Genomic DNA, 20,824 nt, shown 5'->3' with positions numbered 1-20,824 from the left:
TATACTTTATAACTAACTTGAACTTTTATTTAAACCTTTACCATAATTTCGCTTATAACAATAAAAAATTTACATTCAAATCCTAAAATCAGAAATCTATATAAAACTTATTATTTTAATAATGCAATATATTTTCCATTCATAATAATTTATTATTTTTCAAGTATTTTATTTATAGCATCTCTTTTCTCTATATTAGTTAAATATTCCTGCATCAATTTATACAAATCATATTTTCCTAAAGATCCTCCATTTAAATTTAAAACTTCAGTAAATATTAAAACAGCATTATTAATATCATTGATATCTAAAAACTCAAAATCTCTAGAAAATTTTTGGTCTTTGAATTTTTTAAATCCTTTATTATAGATTTTATTTAATATATCAATTAATTGACAATGGTTATTAAAATTATTCATAATTTACTATATTTTTTTGTTATTTATTTATTTTTATTTTTTCAATATGTTGTAGAATATTATTCTTTTTCAATTACATTTATTAATATAACTTTATATTGAATTATTTTATTATTTATACTGATTTTTAAACAATTTATAGACGAATATTTTATTTTAAAATATTAAAATTATATAATTAAATACAAAGACGAGTAAATCATTTATTAATAATGTTCTATTAAAAAATTATTGGAATTATTAAGAAATAGTACGTATTAGCTTATATTTATTAATAGAATTCATATTTCCAAAAAAGAGTTATTTATTATATTTAAAGGAATTGTTTATACTTAATCTAAGAATTGATTAAAAAAGAATTATTAAACAATAACACTTTTGCTATTGAATTTTTAATTAATTTAAAGAATATATTAAATATATAAATACATTTTATTATAAATTTACGTGAATAAAAATTTGACTTGAAAATGAACGAGGCTCAACTTTGGAGTAAAATTGAACAATTTTTCAAAGAGAAGTTTGCACATGAGGATATTCCCGATTTAAATACGATGATATTTTTAATTGGTTTGCAAGAATTAGGACTAGGATATAAAAAGTATAAAAAAGACGAAAAAATGAACCTGATACATATAGCCGTATGCAGGTTGTTGGAACCTTTCGGATATTATAAACTCGATGGATATGATAAAGACAACTGGCCGCATTATAAATTAATTGAAAAGCTGCCCGATTTAAAGCCCAATGAGCAAACTTTGCTTATGAAAAAAGCGATCATCCAATATTTTATGGATGAAAAATTACTGGATATTTAAAATAAAAAAAGACAAACTTTCGTCTGTCTTTCTATTCAAAATTATATAAAGTATAAAATATATTAATTAGTTGGATTCAGCTTTTGCATCACGAATCATTTTTTCGTTGGCAGTAATAGAAAATTCAACTCTTCTATTTAAAGCTCTACCGGCTTCAGTGCTGTTATCTCCAATTGGATCCGCTTTACCAAAACCTTTAATAGTAAATCGGCTGGAGCTGATACCGTTACTGGATAAATAATTAGCAACACTTTTTGCTCTGTTTTCAGATAAATTTAAATTATATTGATCTGCACCTTTTGCGTCAGTATATCCGAAAATACCAATATTAGTATCCGGGTATTGTTTAAAAACAGATACAATTTTATCTAAATTTTGTTGAGCAGTTGGAGTTAAAGTAGCTTTATCAAAATCAAAACGAATAGCATTTTCATTAAGTACAACTTTAATTCCTTCCCCTACACGTTCAACAGAAGCACCCGGTACACTTTCTTGTATTTGACGTGCTTGTTGATCCATTTTGTGTCCAATTAAACCTCCGGTGGTTCCACCCACGGCAGCACCAATAACGGCTCCTAAAGCAGCATTGTTTTTATTACCTACATTATTTCCAATTACAGCACCTAAAACACCTCCTGCAACAGCTCCTAATCCGGCACCTTTTTGGGTATCGTTGGTGTTACAAGACATTAGAATGCTAACAGATAATAAGATTAAAGTTAATCTTGTAAATATTGATTTCATAATTATAATTATATAGTGTATTTCAAGTTATTTATTTTAATTTACCGGATGATAATTTACTGAAATGATAAGTAATAGTAACCCCGCTGATAACCTGACTTAATTTAAATTCATTTTCAGAAAGAATTTCATATAAATACGTAGTTCCTGTAGTTACTTTTCTTGCTTTATCACCTTCATTAAGCAATTTTAAAACAAGCATATTTTGTTTGTCGATATACCAAGTAAAGTTTTGAGTTAAAGCCGGACAAGTATTGCCTCCCTGCAAAGTAAAATTGCCTCTGTTATTATTAGCGATAAAATACCACACACTGTTTTTTAAACACTGAGCATCATATTCATCAAAAGCTTTTACTTTTACCATGTTTTCAGAATATGAAACGCGGTCAAGATTCCATGTACCTCTTACATCTCTTTGAGAAGATCTGTCAAGAGCAACAGAATTTGAAGAAGAGCAAGAATAAAAAATAAACATGCTCAAAATTCCTAAAATCATTAATTTTTTCATAAAAGAAATTTATTTTAATTTATAATTATCATTTAAAAAACGTAGTTAAATCAAACGATTAAAACGTTAGCTTTCCGCTTTCAGAACCTTTTTTACACACTAAAGATTTCTTTTGTCCATTGACGATAAAATTTATAAAATTCTGCTGATCAGGAAATTTATCCAATAACAAAGAATTCTTTATAGTGATTGATGAAACCGAATTGATACCCGATACTTCATAATAAATCCAAACTACATTTCCATCCGGATTTTTAGAAGAAAAAGTAAAATTTACGGGAGTATCATCTATACTTATTTTAACGTTATTTTGAAGATATTTATTAAGTGTAATATCAAAATCGTTGGAATTTACTTTTTTACCAATGGTTTGTTCAATATGTTCAAGGTTAACTTTTGAAGAAACTTTTAATGTTTTGCTGCTGGAAACATATTCCACTTTAGTTATCGAAGTAAAAAAATCCGAAGAATAAAAATTATAGAAACCTAAACATATAAAAGATAAAACAAAAAAAAGAATAAACTTTTTCATTATAGGTTGAATTATATTATCACTCATTCTGCAACTGCAAACAAATTTAATGCCAAATAGTTTTAAAAATTTTGTTTAATACTGTATTTATTATAAAAAGCATGGATGTGTCCTACAGCTTCATCAGCAGTATCAACAAGTCGGAACAAACTAAAATCAATTTCCTTAATATAATTATCTTCAAGCATAGACTTTCGCATCCATTCCAATAATCCGGTCCAATAGTCCGTACCCACCAATACAATCGGGAATTTACTAGTTTTTTTTGTTTGAATTAAAGTTAACGCTTCAAACAGCTCATCCATGGTACCCAAACCGCCTGGCATAACAATAAAACCTTGCGAATATTTGAGAAACATAACTTTCCTGACAAAAAAATAATTGAAATTCATACTTAATTTATGATCAACATACGGATTACTTCCTGTTTCAAAAGGTAATTCAATATTTAAACCAATTGATTTTCCTCCCGCAGCCTGTGCTCCTTTATTTCCCGCTTCCATAATTCCGGGTCCTCCTCCCGTAATAATACCAAAACCTATTTTAGTAAGCTTATAAGAAATTTCTTCCGTTAATTGGTAATATTTATTTTCAGGATTAGTTCGAGCAGAACCGAATATGGATACACAAGGGCCTATTTTAGTCATTGTTTCAAAACCGTTGGTAAACTCAGCCATAAGTTTAAAAAGCATCCAACTGTCCCGCGTTTTTATTTCATTCCAATTTTTTTGATTAAAATTCTGAGCTATAAACTCTTTATTTTCTGAATTATGCATTTTTTAATATTTAAATTACATGTACAGCAAAATTACTGTTTATTACGATTTCTACATCATAAAATTGTTAATCATTTTATTAAAATTTTACTATTTTCACGAGGAAGTATCAATTTTTTTAGCAAAATATTTTAGATTTTTTAAAATAAGAAAATAATATATCAATTTCTTGATGAAAAAGGGTAGAAAATAAAAAAGGAAACTTAGGGAATGTAACCATATATTATACTATTTTTGTATTTATAATTAAGATAAAATTTGAGTATGGAAAACAACAGATACGAATTAAATAAAAATTTAGCGCAAATGTTGAAAGGAGGAGTCATTATGGATGTTTCCACTCCGCAACAAGCAGAGATAGCTGAAGCAGCAGGAGCTGTTGCAGTAATGGCCTTGGAGAGGATTCCAGCTGATATACGCGCTGTAGGAGGTGTTTCGCGGATGAGTGATCCCAAAATGATTAAAGGAATACAATCGGCAGTAAGTATACCGGTTATGGCTAAAATCAGAATCGGACATTTTGTGGAAGCACAAATACTGGAAGCCTTAGAAATCGATTATATTGATGAAAGCGAAGTTTTAACACCCGCCGATGATACCTATCATGTAAATAAAACCAAATTTAAAGTTCCTTTTGTATGCGGGGCTAAGAATTTAGGTGAAGCCCTGCGAAGAATCCAAGAAGGGGCATCCATGATTCGCTCCAAAGGTGAACCGGGAACCGGTGATGTAGTTCAAGCCGTAAGACATTTACGCGCAATGAATGAAGCCATACGTAAGATACAAGGTATGCAGGAAGATGAACTTTTCAATGAGGCAAAGGATCTTCGAGTGCCTTATGAATTAGTAAAATACGTACACGAAAACGGAAAATTACCGGTAGTTAATTTTGCGGCCGGAGGTGTGGCAACTCCTGCCGATGCGGCATTAATGATGCAATTGGGAGCAGAAGGAGTTTTTGTTGGATCAGGTATTTTCAAATCCGGTGATCCGATAAAGAGAGCTCAGGCCATTGTTAAAGCAGTTACTAATTTTAACGATCCTACTATTTTATTGGAAGTATCTGAAGACTTAGGAGAAGCGATGGTTGGAATAAATGAAGCAGAAATTGAATTACTAATGGCAGAAAGAGGAAAATAATTTTTTTATAAAACAAATGAATATAAGGTCATTTGAAAAGTGTAAACTTTCCAAATGACTTTTTTAATTCTAAATATAATAGTATGAAAATAGGGGTATTAGCAGTACAAGGAGCATTTATAGAGCATATTCGAAAACTACAAGAATTGAAGGTAGAAACCTTTGAAATAAGACAAAAAAAAGACATGGATCAATCTATGGATGGATTAATCATTCCGGGAGGGGAGAGTACTGCCATAGGTAAACTTTTGAGAGATTTAGACTTACTCGAGATAATCAGAAACAAAATACAAACAGGATTACCGGTATTCGGTACGTGTGCCGGATTAATTTTACTGGCTAAACGGGTAGAAGAAAGTACGGTACATCTGGGAGTTATGGATATTACCGCAAAAAGAAATGCATATGGTCGGCAGTTAGGCAGCTTTTCAATTGAAGAAAATTTTGAAGGAATCGGTTCTATTCCCATGACATTTATACGAGCGCCCTATATAACCGAAGTAGGAAAAAATGTTAAAATTTTATCCCGTGTGAACGGTCACATAGTTGCAGCTCAAGAAAAAAACATGCTAGTTACTTCTTTTCATCCGGAATTAACGGAGTCTGCTAAAGTTCATCACTATTTTATAGAAGAATTATGTAACAAGAAATGATAAATTAATCTTATGGCTAAAGATTGATCAATAATCCTAAGAATTAAATTAAGATAACTAATAACTAATACATAAGAAAATTCTTATCTTGTTTGTCTTAAAATGAATATCCAACTATGGACACTTCGAAAACTATAAATTATTCAGGAATTTTTCTAACCTATTATGCCAATAACAATACTAGTTGTGTACATTCCGCTCAAGACCACTGTTTGATCTATATATATTCAGGGAAATTAATCATTGAAGAAAAAGGAAAAAAAGAAAAAGTATTAAAAGCAGGAACTTGTGCATTTGTACGGAGAAATCATAATATAAAAATGACTAAATTTTATTCCGGCGATCAGCAATATAAAGGAATAACCATGACATTGAAACGTTCGTTTTTAAGAGATTTTTATTATAAAAAGGTAAGTAAAGAGAAACCCGAAGAGGTTAGTCTTCCCAAAGAAAATGTTTTTACTTTACCTTTACGTCCTGAAATTATAAGTCTTTTTCAATCTTTAAATCCCTATTTCGACACAACGCTTCAACCTTCTGATGAAATCATTAAATTAAAAGAACAAGAAGCCGTACTAGCATTGTTAAACATCAATAAGAATTTTTATTCGATACTATTTGATTTTACAGAACCTTGGAAAATCGATATTCTAGATTTTCTCAATGAAAATTATATGTATGACCTTTCCATGAATGAAATAGCTGCTTATACCGGAAGAAGTTTAGCAACTTTCAAACGAGACTTTGCAAAAATCAGCGATATACCTCCCCAAAAATGGTTAATACGTAAACGACTCGAAGTTGCCTTTGAAATGCTCAAAGACAGAAAAAAGTGGAAAGTAAAAGATGTTTGTTGGGAAGTAGGTTTTAAAAACATATCTCATTTTTATACAGCTTTTAAAAAATTATACGGATTTTCTCCTTCGGAAGAACTATGACCGTTCCTCAGAACAAAAAAAATTGATCTTCCCGACAAAAGCCCAATATTGAACTGGCATTAACTTTGTTTATAAATGACTATAAACTTAAAAAATCTTAATTTAAAAAGTTATGAAAGAAAAAGTAATAGTTGTGATGGGGGCTTCCAGTGGAATTGGTGAAGCTACCGTAAGGAAAATTGCCGAAAGGGGAGCTAAATTGGTTATTTCTGCCAGAAGAGAAGAAAAATTAAAAGCAATAAAAGATTCTCTTCCAAATGCTCAAATTGAGTATAAAGTAGCCGATGTTGCCAAATTCGAAGAAGTGAAAGCGGTAGTAGATTTAGCTATAAGCAAGTTTGGAAAAATAGATGTTATCTACAATAATGCCGGAACTATGCCTTCATCCTATCTTATAGATTGTAAACTTCAAGATTGGCATGATATGCTTCATGTAAATGTATTGGGCGTTTTACATGGAATAGCCGCGGTTCTTCCTCATTTTGTAAAACAAAAATCCGGTCATATCATCACTACCGATTCCGTTGCAGGACATTATGTATATCCGGGGTCTGTAGTATATTGTGCTACTAAATCAGCCATCCGTGCTGTAATGGAAGGGCTACGTCAAGAGCAGAGAGAAAATAACATAAAATCTTCCATGGTTTCTCCGGGTGCTGTTCGTACAGATCTGTACAAAACAATGAAAGATGAAAAATTATTAGAAGATCAACGTAAAATGCAGGATACAGAGGGTTATGGCTTGAATCCGGAAGATATAGCAGAAGCAGTAGTTTATGCGATAAACACTCCACAACATGTATCTGTAAGTGAAGTTATAGTTCGTCCTACTAAGCAATCTCTCTAATTTATTGTAATAAAAAATTTCAGAAAAAATATAAAAATTTAATTTTTTAAACTATTTATCCGACAAAAGATTTTATTTTATTGCAAATTTTCTAAAATTTAAATAAAAATTATTTTTTAGTTAATCATTTGTCGGATAATTAGTTCTATATAAAAGAATTATAGTAGTTCATTATCCAAATTAAAACCTACTAATTTCTACACGCTAAATGAAATACAAGCATGATTGATTTCACCGAACAAGCTAATAAGTCATTATTTAAACAAAATAACTAGTTAACAAATGAATAATTCAGAAATACCTAAAATCAGTGAATTTCCAATTGGAAATGAAAATAAAGAATATCAACAATATTTTTCCGGAAAATCATGGCTGCAACCTCTTACCAACCATAAGGAATTAAATATTCCCTTATTCAACGTTACATTTGAACCCGGTTGTAGAAACAATTGGCATACGCACTCCGGGGGTCAAATACTAATTGCTGTAGGTGGTGTTGGATTATATCAGGAAGAAGGCAAAAAAGCCATACGTATGAAACCGGGAGATGTTATTGAAATAGACTCTAATGTTAAGCATTGGCACGGTGCAGCTCCTGATGAATGGTTTTCTCATTTAGCTATTACCTGTAATCCTCAAACCAATGAAAATACTTGGTTGAAACCGGTATCAGACGAAGAATATCATACGGCCGCTGAACAAGCAATTAATCTGAAATAAATAACAACTTTATATATAAATAAAAAATCATATTCAAATGGATTATATTAAATTAAACAACGGAAATGAAATGCCAATCTTAGGGTTTGGAGTTTATCAAATACCCCCTCAAGATTGCGAACGAGTGGTGTCAGAAGCCATAGAGGTGGGGTATCGCTCCATAGATACAGCACAAGCCTATTATAACGAGGAAGAAGTGGGTAAGGCGGTAAAATCCAGTAATATAGATCGCTCTAAATTTTTTATAACCACAAAAATTTGGGTTTCAAATGCAGGATATGAAAGAGCAAAAAAATCTTTTGAAGAATCATTAAAAAAATTGCAAACCGAATATGTGGACCTTTTGTTAATACATCAACCTTTTGGAGATTATTACGGTACGTATCGAGCCCTGGAAGAAATGTACAAATCGGGAAAAGCAAAAGCTATCGGGGTAAGTAATTTTTATCCGGATAGATTGGTAGACCTTTGCGAACATGTAGAAATAAAACCGGCAGTAAATCAGGTTGAAACCCATATTTTCAATCAACAGAAAATAGCTAAAGAAGTAATGAAAGAATACGGCACTCAAATTGAATCCTGGGGTCCGTTCGCAGAAGGAAAAAATAATTTCTTTACGAATGAAACTTTAGTTTCCATCAGTAAAAAATATAATAAAACACCCGCCCAAATTGCACTCAGATTTTTAATACAACAACAGGTAATTGTAATTCCAAAATCTACACATAAAGAACGCATGATTGAAAATTTTAATATTTTTGATTTTAAACTTTCAGAGGAGGATATCCATTCGTTAGAATCTTTAGATCAAGAAAAATCCTTGTTCTTTTCACATAACGACCATGAAACCGTACGATTTATTTTAGATTTTAAAAAGAAACATCATCTATCCTAAGATGTTAAGGCAATTGATAAGTAAAAATCAATCATATGAATAGAACAGAGATTTGTAAAGATAACTTTAAAAAGCTGTTTAAAGGAAAAGCCTTAAATGGAGAAGGTAATGATCCCGAAATGATGGAAATTCTTCAAAAATTCATTTTTGGTCAAGTTTTTACGGTTGGAAAATTAACTATAAAAACCCGAGAATTGATAACTTGTGTAGTTCTTGCCTCGTTGCAGCAATTGCCTCAATTAAAATCTCATGTACATGCCGCATTGAACGTTCAGGTAACTCCGATAGAGTTAAGAGAAGCTATTTATCAATGTGCTCCGATTATTGGTTTTCCAAAAACTCTAAATGCTATTGCTAGTATGAATGAAGCTTTTACCGAAAATAATATCTCTCTCCCTTTAGAAAAACAAAGTACCGTAGAAGAGGAAACCAGATTTGAAGAAGGACAAAAAATTCAGATTCCTCTATATGGAAATCATATAAAAGAGTTAATGTCTGCTTTGCCGGATGGTATGGGTGAAGAGGTTGCCAAATTTCTTACTGAAGTTTATTTTGGAGATTTTTATACAAGAAAAGGACTTGACCTTGCCATACGTGAGTTATTAAGTTATTGCGTGTTAGTTTCACTGGGAGCGGAAGATCAACTTACTTCTCATTACTTTGCAAATCTTAAACAGGGCAATAATAAAGAACTGATTGTAGCAGCTATCATTCAGACATTGCCTTATATTGGATTTCCACTTGCAATTAATGCATTGAAAATCATCAGAGATTTACCTGAGAAATGGCAATAATACCTTTTTTTAAAAATCTTTAAAAGCTTATTAAAAACGATTAAATAAAATTGATTTTCCGGCATTTTTGCTTACATCTTAGTAAGGTTATAGTCAATCAATAGAAATTAATAGTTAAAATGCCGAATAACGTTTGATAAAGATAAATAAAGTTGCATGAGGAATTTATTAATTTAATCCTCTGCTTTCTCACCTGTTTTTTCATAAAAAATTATTTCCGATTTTTTTTAGATAATTAGTCTTTGATTTACAAATAATAGTCGATTCTATCATTAAAATACACTACATTTGTTAGGTAAATATGATAAAGAATACAAGTACAGCTAAGTTTTCTTAACTAAAAACTTTAAAATAATTGTAGTTGTTCCATCATTTAATTTTCCAATAGCAAACTATAAAAAATAGATTGTTGAAATTAAACAACAACGATGTATCATTTTTACTATTGTAAATTAATATAACGGATTCTTACCTATCATCTGATGAATTGATTTAATAAGTTATCCGTAAATAATGTTGGAAAAAAGAAATAGATAATTTAATACTAAGATATTATGCTAAAAGCAGGTTTAGTCGGAGCCGGACATTTAGGAAAAATACATTTAAAATTATTACAACAATCTGAAAAATATAATCTAATTGGTTTTTACGATAATGATGAAGAAAACGGGAAAAAATTAGAGAAAGAATTTGGATATAAATTTTTCACAAATTTTGATGAATTATTACATCAGATTGATTTATTGGATATAGTAACGCCCACTTTTGCACATTTTGAATATGCTAAAAAAGCCATACAAGCAGGTAAGCATTTTTTTATTGAAAAGCCTATCGCGGGTACATTACAAGAAGCAGATGAAATAATTCGGTTAGCCCAAGAACATAACGTGCAGGGGCAAGTTGGACACGTGGAACGTTTTAATCCTGCTTTCACAGCGGCTAAACCCTATATAGTAAATCCCATGTTTTTGGAGATACATCGCTTGGCTGAGTTTAATCCGAGGGGTACAGATGTTCCGGTAGTATTAGACTTAATGATCCATGACTTAGATATTGTTTTATCCATAGTTGAATCAAAAGTAAAGGAGATTCATGCCAGCGGAGTAGCTGTGGTCAGTAATACACCGGATATTGCCAATGCTCGGATTGAATTTGAAAATGGATGTGTAGCCAATGTTACAACCAGCAGAATTTCCATGAAAAATATGAGGAAAAGTAGGTTTTTCCAGAAAGATGCCTACATTTCAATAGATTTTTTAGAGAAAAAATCCGAAATCATAAGAATCAAGGAAGTACCGGAAAAAATACAACCTTTTGATATGATTATTGAAAATGCAGAAGGCGAAAAAAAACAAATTATATTTCAATATCCTGAAATTGAAAGTAATAATTCTATTTTGGATGAATTAGAATCTTTAGCCGATTCCATTGAAAATAAACAACCGATCAAGGTAACTTTAATGCAAGGTAGAGAGGCTTTACGTGTAGCTTTGGAAGTGATGAGACAAATAGAAGGTAAAAAATAGAATTAGAATTAATTTGAATGAAAAAATTTTGGGCATGGAAAAAGCAGAATTAAATTTTTTTTACATGATTATTCTATATGCCAAAATTAATAGGTTATGAGTAATGAAACCATAGACCAAGAAGAGGAAGAAGTTTTTAAAGAGGATGCTCCGGATAACTATCTGGCATTTGCTATTATTTGTACTGTAGCTTGTTTTGCCCCGGTGGGTATATTTGCCTTATTTTATTCTTTACGGGTTAATCAATATTGGGAACAAAAAATGTATGATAAAGCAAGACGATCATCCATCATTACTCGCATTCTTTGTATTTGGACAATTATTGCAGGAATAGTCTTTTGGCTCGGTATTTTATCGGGGGCTATTTATAACATCTTTGGACAAAAATTCCAACATTGACATAAGCTAACAGTGAAATGCATGATTTTTGATTGATTATTCATTTTATTGTTAAAATCAGTATGAATACCACGTATATTAATTTAAAAAATTTATTATGGAAAGCTGCTTTCCTTTTTATAATAAGTTTGAGTTTTACAGCTTGTGGAGATAAAGCAAGCTTATCAGAAGATGTCGCTTTAAATTCAATTGAAGCCTATTTAAAATCCAATCCCATTTATGAAACAGTGGAGATTAACATAGGTGAAGTAAAATTTAGTCTTAAAAAAGATAAAAACGACCTTAAGGCCTATAAAGAATTAGAAGAGAAAGGATATGTAAACCTAAATTTGGTTAAACAAAAAAAGAAATTTCTCAGTAAAGACAGTGTCTTTACCTATGAAGTGAAGCTTACCGAAAAAGCTCGTCCTTTTGTGCTAAAACAAAAAAAAGAAACAGTTGAAGTAAAGTCTTTGGAATATCAATTAGGTGACAAAGAACAAGCTCGAATCGAATTGACCGGTAAAAAAACAGCTAAAGCTGTACTTACCCTTAAAAAGGTAGCAAATGACTTTTCCATATTGGGATATGATAAAAATCCTCATACCGATTTTATAGTAAAAACGTTTAACTTAAATTATAAAAAAGATAAAGGTTGGATAGTTACTAAAAGTAAATAACTTATATTTTCCTTTGGTAAGTTACAAAGCGGAAATCATACAGGTGTTTATCATCTTTTGGATGAAATTCATCAAATGTTTTATTCCATTCTGAAAAGTCAATTTCAGGAAAATAAGTATCGGCCTTATCCATTTGTGTATGTACTAACGTAAGTTCTAACGTATCGGCATATTTTAAAGCTTGTGAATAGATCGTTCCACCTCCAATAATATACGGATTGGAATCTTTACTACGTGCAGCTTCGATGGCTTCAGGTAAAGAAGAAAACAAATATACGTTATCCGGAACCGGGTAATCTGCTTTAGAAGATATTACCATATTTTGACGATTGGGAAGAGGCCGTCTTAACGATTCAAAAGTCTTCCTACCCATAAGGATCACATGATTTTGTGTGAGTGATTTAAATCTTTTTAAATCCAAAGGAAGATGCCAAAGTAATTGATTGTTATTTCCTATCGCGTTATTTTCATCTAGAGCTGCAATAATTGTCATGTAAATGGATGTTAAATGAAATTTAAATATATAAAAAAAAGAGTAAAGGTGAAATCTTTACTCTTTTTTAATGCAACTTTAAAATGGTTGTTTATTTCATTTTATTCAATCCGTTGGTAATATAGTTTACTTGATCTTTAAGACTTTTATTAAGAGGTGATGCATTCGAAGCCTGTTGTTTCATTTGTAAAGAACCTTGCATAATTTGAAGCATCACTTCACCAAAGCTGTATTTTTTAGCTTGCGGGTAAATTTTTAAAATCGAATCAACAACAGTTTGTGTTTCATTAGGATAATCTCCCGTCATAATAGTTTGCAGACCTTCAAAATAAGTGTCTGCTTCCTCCTGCGATTCAGCCGAAAGTAAAAGATTCAGGAAATTTTTTGAAATAACGGATAATTTAGAATTATCTTTTGTTACAATTGCTGTTTTGGCAATAGCTAGGGATAAATCACTTCCCGGGTTTTTGTCATCTATTTTGGAAACCAACTCAGATGCCGCGTTTTTATCCACTTTTAAAACTCCAAGTATAGAGGCCGCTTTCACACTATAAGAGGGACTATTAAAAGATTTTATAAATAAGTCCTTATATTTTGAAGCATCAATTGATGCTAACTGTTTAATAGCTTTAGCCTGAACTAATGTCTTTGCGTCTGAAGTTGCAATTTTTTCCAGTACTGATGCCGACTTTTGCTTAACCGTTGGATTAGTTTCATCCAATTTTGAAATGGCAAATGTTCGCAATCCTTCAAATTTATCAGAAGAAGCCGCTTTCAATAACGTTTCCAACGCTTCAGCATTTGAAGTTTGAGCATCCGCTAATTTACTTACAGCTTCTTTTCTTGAACTGTATTCAGGAGCATATTTATATTGAATTATATATTGTTCAGTAGTTTTATCGTCATTCAATTCGCAAAGTAGAATTTTATCAGGATTTATATTTATCAATTGAGGTTTAGATTTATAAGGAAGCTCAAAAGAATTAGTTTCGGCAGCTTTAGCCCAAACATGATGCCTCGTAGGTTTTCCGTTTTCATAAACATCAATATCCAAAGGAAACTGAAATTTCGGTTCTTGACTTTGAGTTAAAGTTACAGTTACAGTTTTTTTAGCTTCATTGTACGCATAGGCTGCTTTTAATTTAGGATGTCCATTGCCAAAAAACCATTGGTTGAAAAACCAGTTAAGATCTTTTCCGCTAACTTCTTCCCATGCCAAACGGAGTTGATGGGCTTCGGTTGCCTTGTATTCATTGGTTTTAAGATATAAGCTCATACCGGCAAAAAATGCATCATCGCCCAAATAATTTCTCAACATATGTAAAATTAATCCCCCTTTATTATAACTTACGGCATCCATCATATCTTCTCGATCTTTATATTTAAAGCGAATTAAATCCTTGTCAAAATTTTCACCACCGTACATATACCCGTCTCTTTCATTATCCCTGTGTTCTTCCGCATAATCTTTTCCGTATTTATGTTCCAGCCATAAATATTCCGAATAATTCGCAAAGGATTCATTTACCGGAAGGTTAGACCAACTTTCCGTAGTAGCCAAATCTCCAAACCAATGATGAAATAATTCGTGGGCAATAACCGGTTCCCAGATGTTTTTATCCACAAGCTGTCCGGGTTTTTGTAAGGCACTTTCCTCATGAAGTGTACAAGTGGTATTTTCCATGGCACCGCTTATATAATCTCTTGCCACCATTTGACTGTATTTTTCCCACGGATACGGATATTGTAACAGGGTTGAAAAATATTCAATCATCGAAGGAGTATCTCCAAAAATCTGCTTTGCATAGGGCTCATATTCCTTATCTACATAATAGTCTACCGATATATTTTTCCATTTGTCTTTAACAATTGAAAATTCACCAATACCCATAAAAAATAAATAAGGGGCATGTTTTTTATCAAATTTCCAATAATCGGTACGAGTACCGTCATTATTTTTGGTTTGATTTTTTAAAGTTCCATTGGATAAAGTCACGTATTTATCAGGAACCGTAATATATATTTCTTCTGAAGTTTTCTGATTGGGTTTATCTATAGTCGGAAACCAACAACTGTTGGATTCAGTTTCACCTTGTGTCCAAATTTGTGTGGGCTTGTCTTTGTTTTCTCCTCGCGGATTAATAAAATACAGACCTCTGGCATCTTGAATTGCTTCACTTCCTTTTTGTTTAATAGAACCGGGAATGGCTACGTATTTAATGTAAACCGTGTAATTTTCGTTTTTAGTGTAACTTTTGTCTAATTTTATTTTTAACTGATCGTTAGTATACGTATACTTTAATGCTTTAGTTCCATTCAAAGTTAGCGAGGAAATTTCCATACCTTTTGCATCTAAAGTCAAAGAGTCGGTAGGGTAGAAGTGAGGTTTTAAAGTTATCCAGGCTTCACCGAATAGCTTTTCGTTGGGAATGTCAAAACCCACTTTAAGCTTCGTATGAACTAAATCATTAACCATAGTAGCAGAAGGATGATACGTTGAATAATCCTGAGCTCTAGTATAACCAATGGTTAATATGGAAATCAGAATAATAATACCTTTTTTCATTAAAATTTATTTAAATTAATTATGTATTAAGAAAACATACAGTAAGAAAAATCTAAATTTTTATTCGAACCTTATGTTTCTATCCCATTAAAGGAGTTTTATAAGTATGATAAAAAATACTATCGGCTAATTTAACTAATTATCTTAATAAGTTAAGTTAAGAAAGTATTAATACTTGTCAATTAAGTACGTTGGTGAAATTTTATATTTTCTTAAAAAAAGTGAAAGTTGGAACTTTTAAGATTTTCTACACTAACTTACTAACCACTTGTTAATTTTTAAATAAAGATCCCTATAAATCTTACTTCTATAAAAATAAAAAGTTTGTATAGATGCTTGTTATAGTTAAAAAGTAAGATAAAAAGACTAGATAAATTTAATTTTAGTAAAAAAAGTTTGTGAACAATCTTTAGTTAATTCAGCAAGAATTTTGTTTTGACTGTAATTTAACTCATGTCGTAAAGCAGACGAGTCCAATTGTATGTATAAAGTTTCATTGTCTATAAAAATTCGTTGAGTATGCTTAGCGATAGGGTTACCCATCATCGTTCTCCATTTTTCTTCCATTTCAAGAATAAGAAGTTTTTCTTCCATTCCTAATTTTTTTATGAGGATTTTAATGGCAGAATTGCTCGTTTGCTCTTTTCTTCTCAGACTCATATATATAGCATTGTTGGTTAGAAAAAATTACAGTTCAAAAATCAGATAATCCGAGCTGATTTGTCGGACTATTTTTTCCGTTCGGTCTTTATGCGTATCGGAAAGAAATATTTGTCCAAATTGTTCTTCATGAGCCAATTTTACCAATTGCGCCACTCGATGATCATCCAATTTATCGAATATGTCATCCATTAATAAAACCGGACTTTTAGACGAATATTCTTTGATAGTTTGTAACTGTGCTAATTTTAATGCAACTAAAAAAGATTTTTGTTGCCCTTGAGATCCAAATTTTTTTATAGGGTATTGAAATAATTTAAAAATGAGGTCATCTTTGTGTATCCCTCGAGTAGTATAAGCAGCAGCTCGATCTTTGTCTAAATTTTCTTTTAAGAGACTGCTTAATTCTTTTTGTTCTAAATCCGATGTATAGTCAATGGTTACTTCCTCTTCACCTTGGGAAAGTGCAGAGTAAAAACTACAAAATTTAGGCACATAAGACGAGATAAATTCTTTTCTGATTTGATATATTTTTGTTCCGTGTTCAATCAATTCGGAATCATACATTTCTAAGCTGATGGCATCAAAATAATTGTTTGCTGAAAACAATTTCAATAAAGCATTTCTTTGGGCTAGAGTTTTTTGATACCTAAGAATCAGATGGAGATAATCAGGGTTAATTTGACTGATCATTCCATCCATAAATTTTCGTCTAAACTCACTGCCTTCACTAATTAAGTTTCGATCATAGGGGGAAATCATCACACAAGGATATTTACCAATATGATCGGAAAGCTTTTCGTACGTCTTAGAATTCCTTTTAATAACTTTTTTTTGTCCCGCTTGAACTACAATCCTGATCGAATCTTCTGTTTTTTCATCCGAAAAATTGCCTTCCACCGAAAAAAAGTTTTCATGAAAACGTATATTGTTTTGATCTGAATAATTTAAGTAACTTTTAGTCAATGAAAGATAGTGAATAGCGTCTAATACATTTGTTTTTCCAACTCCGTTATTTCCTACAAAACAATTTATTTTTTCGGAAAAAGTGAAATTTTTTTCAGAAAAGTTTTTAAAATTAAATAATCTAAGATTTTTAAGATACATGTACGGTTTAACTTATTTTCGGGTATTCGGTGGGATTTACTTCATGCATAACCTCATATATTTTTTCAACCACATCATCCACAGAAGGTTTTGAAAAATAATCTCCGTCAGAACCGTAAGCCGGTCGATGATCCTTAGCCGTGATAGTTTTAGGAGCTGAGTCTAAATATTGAAAACCGTTTTGTTCTTCAATTATTTTTTGCAAAATATACGAACTTGCCCCTCCGGAAACGTCTTCATCAGCAATAACCAAACGGTTAGTTTTTTTAAGACTTTCCACAATTTCATGGCTTAGGTCAAACGGTATTAAAGATTGAATATCAATAATTTCAATATCTATGCCTAATGTCTGTAATTCTTTTGCAGCTTCCGAAACAATTTTCCAAGTTGCTCCATAGGTCACCACAGTGATGTCTTTACCTTCTCGGGTAATTTCAATCTTTCCAACCGGAGTTGTAAATTCACCTAAATTAATCGGCAAGTTTTCTTTCAGTCGATAACCGTTTAAACATTCAATAATCAGGCACGGTTCATCAGCTTGTAGCATGGTGTTGTAAAATCCGGCTGCCTGCACAAAATTTCTGGGAACCAAAACATAAATTCCCCGTATATAATTAATGATTCCGCCCATAGGAGATCCCGAATGCCAAATGCCTTCCAATCTGTGTCCTCGAGTACGGATAATTAACGGAGCTTTTTGCCTTCCTTTCGTACGATAACTTAAAGAAGCCAGATCATCGCTTAAAGTTTGAATACCATACAACACATAATCCAGATATTGAATTTCAGCAATGGGACGCAGTCCTCTCATAGCCATTCCTAATCCTTGCCCTATAATAGTACTCTCTCGAATTCCGGTATCGGATATTCGATAGGATCCGTATTTATCTTGCAATCCTTCAAATCCTTGATTCACATCGCCAATCTTTCCTACATCTTCACCAAAGGCTATTATTTCAGGATATTTTTCAAAAAGTTTATCGAAATTGTCTCTAATTACTATTCTTCCATCCACTGATTCCGGATTTTCACCATAAACAGGGGCAATATACGGAACATGAAGTGCTGAATATCGGGTATCTGTATATAATTTGGAATTGTAATTAAGGCTTTCATTATCAGAAATTTGACTATACCAAGTAAGCAAATTCGTTTTGGCCTGTGTATTTTCTTCTCTGACTATTCGAAGAACTTTACGTATAAAATGGAAAATATCTTTTTTATAAGGCAAAGACAGCTGTTGAAAGTTTTCTTTTTCCAAATTTATAAAAGCCTTTTTAACACTTTCATCAGCTAGGGCGGAGATTAAAGAAACCGTTTGATTACTTAGAGCATCCATATCTGTACGGAATTTATTCCATTCATTTTTTTGATGTTCCTTAACCAATTGTTTAATTTCTTTTTCTAAACTCAATAATTCTTCTTCGGTTGCAACTTGTATCTTTTGATTGTTCGTTTGGTCGTACGCTTCATAATCAATGATCCATTCTCTGAATTTCTTAATACAATCGTGTTCTTTTTCCCATTCCAAACGTTCGGCAGATTTATATCTTTCATGAGACCCCGAACTGGAATGTCCTTGAGGTTGAGTAAGTTCACTTACGTGTATAATAACGGGGATATGTTTTTCACGAGCTATTTTTTCTGCACGCGCATAGGCTTCAATTAATTCGGCATAATCCCATCCGCGCGCCGTAATGATTTCACATCCTCTGGAATTTTTTTCCTTGGTTCTTTTAAATCCTTCCAAAAGCTCAGAAAAATCGTCTTTGGCTCTTTGTTTAGACGATTCAACGGAGATGCCATAACCGTCATCCCAGATGGATAGAACCATAGGGATTTGCAAAGCACAAGCAGCATTTAATGCTTCCCAAAAATGTCCTTCCGATGTACTCGCATCCCCGATAGTACCAAAAGCTATTTCATTGCCTTGATGGGAAAATTGTATTTTATCTTCAAGTCCGGGACAATTTCTGTAAATTTTAGAAGCGTAAGCTAATCCGAATAAACGTGGAATTTGTCCGGCTGTGGGAGATAAATCTGCAGCATTATTTTTTTGTTCCGTAAGAACTTTCCAATTACCTTCTTCATCAATTAAATGAGTAGCATAGTGACAATTCATCATTCTGCCCCCTGATTCCGGTTCTCTTTGGTCATCGGTATCAGCATATAACTGTGCAAAATAATTTTCAATAGTAATTTCACCTACTGCAAATGCTAGGGTTTGATCGCGATAATACCCCGAACGAAAATCTCCATTCTTAAAAACTTTAGACATGGCTATTTGCGGAAGTTCTTTTCCGTCTCCTAAAATGGCAAATTTTGCTTTTCCCGAAAGAACTTCCTTTCTTGCCAATAAACTGGAATAACGGCTGATTAAGCACAATCTATAATCATTTAATACTTCTTTTTTAAATTCTTGGAAGCTTAAATTAGCATCTGAGATAGTAGAATTTATATCTTTAATCACTCCTATAAATATTTTTAGCAGAAACAAAGTTACAGATTTTATTCGAACCTAAACCTATTGAAAAAAGCAATGTATTTAAAAGTTTAAGTTATAAAATTACTCGCCTTTTAACAGATATAATTTCAAGTATTTGTAAAATTAAATGGAATGAAATGGTTTTATTTTAAGATCATGGAGAGATTTCATTACATACATATTTTCGAAAAATAGCTATCTATCAAAGCATTTTAAATAAAAAAATAGCTATCAAATAAAATAAAACACTTAAGCAATGTAAAGTTAAATTTTTGTAGCCTAAGTATATAATTTTCAATCGAAATAGATAGCGGATTAAAATATTTAATATAATTGTTAAATATTAGGAAGAATAGTTAGTCATTTATAAATATAATTATTCGTTGACTTGAACTGATTTTTGATAAGGAGTTACAAGAAAGTATAAATTAGAAGCAATCCAACCGATCCAAAATAAATAACCACCTAAATGAAAACGTTCTTTCATGATTTTATGTTCATAAACCGTTGAAAAATCATGATATGTATAGGCAAGTCCTAAACAACCGAGTAATAAAAATAAAAAAAAGAAAAGCCGAGAGACCGTCAAATTGCATATACGCTTGATGAGGTATTGAACAAGCATTAGTATGAATAAAATACTAAAAACAAGAAGAGCGGTTTTCCACCATATTTTTAATATTTTATATTCACCTCGAAATAAATTAATTCCCATTCGACCAATCCAAGACATTTTAGACATTAATATGCCAATGGAAACGGATACTATCGCTTCGAAAAGTACTAATAAAGATAATCTTTTCATTACATAAAATTTTATAAAGAGGAAATATAATTTAAATCCAACAAAGTAAAAATACTAAGAAATCATGAAATAATAAAGCAGATATTTGAAGGAATCTAAAAATTAAAAGAGGTTTTAAAATGATTGAATTTTAATATAACAGAAATATAAATATCTAACTTTGAGAAAGCAACCTAAAATTTACTATTTAATAAATTTATTAAATTTAATATAACAATGTTTTCTAAAAACTTAACTTAGAATTGTAGATTGAAATAGTATTTAAGGCTACATTTTTTTATTTTATATACGATTGAATACTATTTTATATAAGTATAAAGTGTTTAAATTTAATTAGATA

Annotated in this window: 22 protein-coding genes; 11 read left to right on the top strand and 11 right to left on the bottom strand. The window is 31.3% G+C overall.

Annotation, left to right across the window (positions count from 1 at the left end; all coding sequences use genetic code 11):
- Positions 1-152: 152 nt before the first annotated feature.
- The gene (locus GYM73_RS06205) at positions 153-419 is read right to left on the bottom strand and encodes a hypothetical protein (protein ID WP_166004151.1); all 267 of its coding nucleotides are present in this window, start codon (positions 417-419) and stop codon (positions 153-155) included.
- 470 nt (positions 420-889) lie between these two features.
- Between GYM73_RS06205 and GYM73_RS06200 the strand changes: the two genes are divergently transcribed.
- Positions 890-1,237, top strand: a complete 348-nt coding sequence (locus GYM73_RS06200; protein ID WP_160557258.1) for a hypothetical protein — start codon at positions 890-892, stop codon at positions 1,235-1,237.
- Between the two features lie 66 nt (positions 1,238-1,303).
- Here GYM73_RS06200 and GYM73_RS06195 read toward each other — a convergent pair whose 3' ends face one another.
- The 4 genes from GYM73_RS06195 to GYM73_RS06180 form a co-directional block, all read right to left on the bottom strand.
- The gene (locus GYM73_RS06195; RefSeq protein WP_105297898.1) at positions 1,304-1,981 is read right to left on the bottom strand and encodes an OmpA family protein; all 678 of its coding nucleotides are present in this window, start codon (positions 1,979-1,981) and stop codon (positions 1,304-1,306) included.
- Between the two features lie 31 nt (positions 1,982-2,012).
- On the bottom strand, positions 2,013-2,489 hold the full coding sequence (locus tag GYM73_RS06190; RefSeq protein ID WP_160563934.1) for a lipocalin family protein: 477 nt from the start codon (positions 2,487-2,489) through the stop codon (positions 2,013-2,015).
- A gap of 58 nt (positions 2,490-2,547) precedes the next feature.
- Positions 2,548-3,021: a DUF6702 family protein gene (locus GYM73_RS06185; protein WP_220233312.1), complete on the bottom strand. Its 474-nt coding sequence runs from the start codon at positions 3,019-3,021 to the stop codon at positions 2,548-2,550.
- 62 nt (positions 3,022-3,083) lie between these two features.
- Positions 3,084-3,797 (bottom strand): TIGR00730 family Rossman fold protein, encoded by a 714-nt coding sequence (locus GYM73_RS06180; RefSeq protein ID WP_160543341.1) that lies wholly within the window; start codon positions 3,795-3,797, stop codon positions 3,084-3,086.
- A gap of 264 nt (positions 3,798-4,061) precedes the next feature.
- On the opposite strand from GYM73_RS06180, the gene pdxS reads away from it, so the two are divergent.
- The 10 genes from pdxS (at position 4,062) to GYM73_RS06130 (ending at position 12,368) form a co-directional block, all read left to right on the top strand.
- Positions 4,062-4,937, top strand: a complete 876-nt coding sequence (pdxS, locus tag GYM73_RS06175; RefSeq protein ID WP_166004146.1) for a pyridoxal 5'-phosphate synthase lyase subunit PdxS — start codon at positions 4,062-4,064, stop codon at positions 4,935-4,937.
- Between the two features lie 83 nt (positions 4,938-5,020).
- Positions 5,021-5,590: a pyridoxal 5'-phosphate synthase glutaminase subunit PdxT gene (gene pdxT / locus GYM73_RS06170; RefSeq protein ID WP_220233311.1), complete on the top strand. Its 570-nt coding sequence runs from the start codon at positions 5,021-5,023 to the stop codon at positions 5,588-5,590.
- A 116-nt stretch (positions 5,591-5,706) separates the two neighbouring features.
- Complete coding sequence (locus GYM73_RS06165; protein WP_160563928.1) at positions 5,707-6,528, top strand: AraC family transcriptional regulator; 822 nt, start codon at positions 5,707-5,709, stop codon at positions 6,526-6,528.
- Between the two features lie 112 nt (positions 6,529-6,640).
- On the top strand, positions 6,641-7,375 hold the full coding sequence (locus GYM73_RS06160; RefSeq protein ID WP_160543345.1) for an SDR family oxidoreductase: 735 nt from the start codon (positions 6,641-6,643) through the stop codon (positions 7,373-7,375).
- Between the two features lie 282 nt (positions 7,376-7,657).
- Positions 7,658-8,095, top strand: coding sequence for a cupin domain-containing protein (locus GYM73_RS06155; protein WP_220233310.1), 438 nt, complete (start codon positions 7,658-7,660; stop codon positions 8,093-8,095).
- Positions 8,096-8,132: 37 nt separating this feature from the next.
- A complete protein-coding gene (locus tag GYM73_RS06150) occupies positions 8,133-8,990 on the top strand; it encodes an aldo/keto reductase (RefSeq protein WP_220233309.1) in 858 nt (285 codons plus the stop codon).
- 35 nt (positions 8,991-9,025) lie between these two features.
- On the top strand, positions 9,026-9,784 hold the full coding sequence (locus GYM73_RS06145; RefSeq protein WP_220233308.1) for a carboxymuconolactone decarboxylase family protein: 759 nt from the start codon (positions 9,026-9,028) through the stop codon (positions 9,782-9,784).
- 554 nt (positions 9,785-10,338) lie between these two features.
- Positions 10,339-11,310, top strand: a complete 972-nt coding sequence (locus tag GYM73_RS06140; protein WP_160566665.1) for a Gfo/Idh/MocA family protein — start codon at positions 10,339-10,341, stop codon at positions 11,308-11,310.
- A 96-nt stretch (positions 11,311-11,406) separates the two neighbouring features.
- Positions 11,407-11,709, top strand: a complete 303-nt coding sequence (locus GYM73_RS06135) for a CD225/dispanin family protein (protein WP_160563918.1) — start codon at positions 11,407-11,409, stop codon at positions 11,707-11,709.
- Between the two features lie 62 nt (positions 11,710-11,771).
- A complete protein-coding gene (locus GYM73_RS06130; protein ID WP_105297885.1) occupies positions 11,772-12,368 on the top strand; it encodes a hypothetical protein in 597 nt (198 codons plus the stop codon).
- A 1-nt stretch (position 12,369) separates the two neighbouring features.
- Here GYM73_RS06130 and GYM73_RS06125 read toward each other — a convergent pair whose 3' ends face one another.
- The 6 genes from GYM73_RS06125 to GYM73_RS06100 form a co-directional block, all read right to left on the bottom strand.
- Complete coding sequence (locus tag GYM73_RS06125) at positions 12,370-12,861, bottom strand: dihydrofolate reductase (protein ID WP_220233307.1); 492 nt, start codon at positions 12,859-12,861, stop codon at positions 12,370-12,372.
- A 91-nt stretch (positions 12,862-12,952) separates the two neighbouring features.
- Entirely contained in the window at positions 12,953-15,427 is a 2,475-nt protein-coding gene (locus GYM73_RS06120) for a M1 family metallopeptidase (RefSeq protein ID WP_220233306.1), read from the bottom strand.
- Between the two features lie 366 nt (positions 15,428-15,793).
- A complete protein-coding gene (locus GYM73_RS06115; RefSeq protein ID WP_220233305.1) occupies positions 15,794-16,087 on the bottom strand; it encodes a DUF721 domain-containing protein in 294 nt (97 codons plus the stop codon).
- A gap of 27 nt (positions 16,088-16,114) precedes the next feature.
- Complete coding sequence (locus tag GYM73_RS06110) at positions 16,115-17,194, bottom strand: DNA replication/repair protein RecF (RefSeq protein WP_220233304.1); 1,080 nt, start codon at positions 17,192-17,194, stop codon at positions 16,115-16,117.
- Positions 17,195-17,201: 7 nt separating this feature from the next.
- Entirely contained in the window at positions 17,202-19,652 is a 2,451-nt protein-coding gene (locus GYM73_RS06105) for a thiamine pyrophosphate-dependent enzyme (protein ID WP_220234366.1), read from the bottom strand.
- 403 nt (positions 19,653-20,055) lie between these two features.
- Positions 20,056-20,484, bottom strand: a complete 429-nt coding sequence (locus GYM73_RS06100) for a hypothetical protein (RefSeq protein ID WP_160543356.1) — start codon at positions 20,482-20,484, stop codon at positions 20,056-20,058.
- Positions 20,485-20,824: the final 340 nt, after the last annotated feature.

Origin of the sequence: Apibacter sp. ESL0432 (genome assembly GCF_019469225.1) — a bacterium.
Classification (GTDB): Bacteria; Bacteroidota; Bacteroidia; order Flavobacteriales; family Weeksellaceae; genus Apibacter.
This window is presented reverse-complemented; position numbering and strand designations above follow the sequence as displayed.

What these genes read in the sequence shown, in the direction of transcription:
- GYM73_RS06180 (WP_160543341.1), bottom strand. Translation starts at nt 3,797, where the DNA reads ATGCATAATTCAGAAAATAAAGAGTTTATAGCTCAGAATTTTAATCAA.
- GYM73_RS06140 (WP_160566665.1), top strand. Translation starts at nt 10,339, where the DNA reads ATGCTAAAAGCAGGTTTAGTCGGAGCCGGACATTTAGGAAAAATACAT.
- GYM73_RS06195 (WP_105297898.1), bottom strand. Translation starts at nt 1,981, where the DNA reads ATGAAATCAATATTTACAAGATTAACTTTAATCTTATTATCTGTTAGC.
- GYM73_RS06160 (WP_160543345.1), top strand. Translation starts at nt 6,641, where the DNA reads ATGAAAGAAAAAGTAATAGTTGTGATGGGGGCTTCCAGTGGAATTGGT.
- GYM73_RS06190 (WP_160563934.1), bottom strand. Translation starts at nt 2,489, where the DNA reads ATGAAAAAATTAATGATTTTAGGAATTTTGAGCATGTTTATTTTTTAT.
- GYM73_RS06100 (WP_160543356.1), bottom strand. Translation starts at nt 20,484, where the DNA reads ATGAAAAGATTATCTTTATTAGTACTTTTCGAAGCGATAGTATCCGTT.
- GYM73_RS06145 (WP_220233308.1), top strand. Translation starts at nt 9,026, where the DNA reads ATGAATAGAACAGAGATTTGTAAAGATAACTTTAAAAAGCTGTTTAAA.
- GYM73_RS06130 (WP_105297885.1), top strand. Translation starts at nt 11,772, where the DNA reads ATGAATACCACGTATATTAATTTAAAAAATTTATTATGGAAAGCTGCT.
- GYM73_RS06135 (WP_160563918.1), top strand. Translation starts at nt 11,407, where the DNA reads ATGAGTAATGAAACCATAGACCAAGAAGAGGAAGAAGTTTTTAAAGAG.
- GYM73_RS06150 (WP_220233309.1), top strand. Translation starts at nt 8,133, where the DNA reads ATGGATTATATTAAATTAAACAACGGAAATGAAATGCCAATCTTAGGG.
- GYM73_RS06125 (WP_220233307.1), bottom strand. Translation starts at nt 12,861, where the DNA reads ATGACAATTATTGCAGCTCTAGATGAAAATAACGCGATAGGAAATAAC.
- pdxT (WP_220233311.1), top strand. Translation starts at nt 5,021, where the DNA reads ATGAAAATAGGGGTATTAGCAGTACAAGGAGCATTTATAGAGCATATT.
- GYM73_RS06165 (WP_160563928.1), top strand. Translation starts at nt 5,707, where the DNA reads ATGGACACTTCGAAAACTATAAATTATTCAGGAATTTTTCTAACCTAT.
- GYM73_RS06110 (WP_220233304.1), bottom strand. Translation starts at nt 17,194, where the DNA reads ATGTATCTTAAAAATCTTAGATTATTTAATTTTAAAAACTTTTCTGAA.
- pdxS (WP_166004146.1), top strand. Translation starts at nt 4,062, where the DNA reads ATGGAAAACAACAGATACGAATTAAATAAAAATTTAGCGCAAATGTTG.
- GYM73_RS06185 (WP_220233312.1), bottom strand. Translation starts at nt 3,021, where the DNA reads ATGAAAAAGTTTATTCTTTTTTTTGTTTTATCTTTTATATGTTTAGGT.
- GYM73_RS06115 (WP_220233305.1), bottom strand. Translation starts at nt 16,087, where the DNA reads ATGAGTCTGAGAAGAAAAGAGCAAACGAGCAATTCTGCCATTAAAATC.
- GYM73_RS06205 (WP_166004151.1), bottom strand. Translation starts at nt 419, where the DNA reads ATGAATAATTTTAATAACCATTGTCAATTAATTGATATATTAAATAAA.
- GYM73_RS06200 (WP_160557258.1), top strand. Translation starts at nt 890, where the DNA reads ATGAACGAGGCTCAACTTTGGAGTAAAATTGAACAATTTTTCAAAGAG.
- GYM73_RS06155 (WP_220233310.1), top strand. Translation starts at nt 7,658, where the DNA reads ATGAATAATTCAGAAATACCTAAAATCAGTGAATTTCCAATTGGAAAT.
- GYM73_RS06120 (WP_220233306.1), bottom strand. Translation starts at nt 15,427, where the DNA reads ATGAAAAAAGGTATTATTATTCTGATTTCCATATTAACCATTGGTTAT.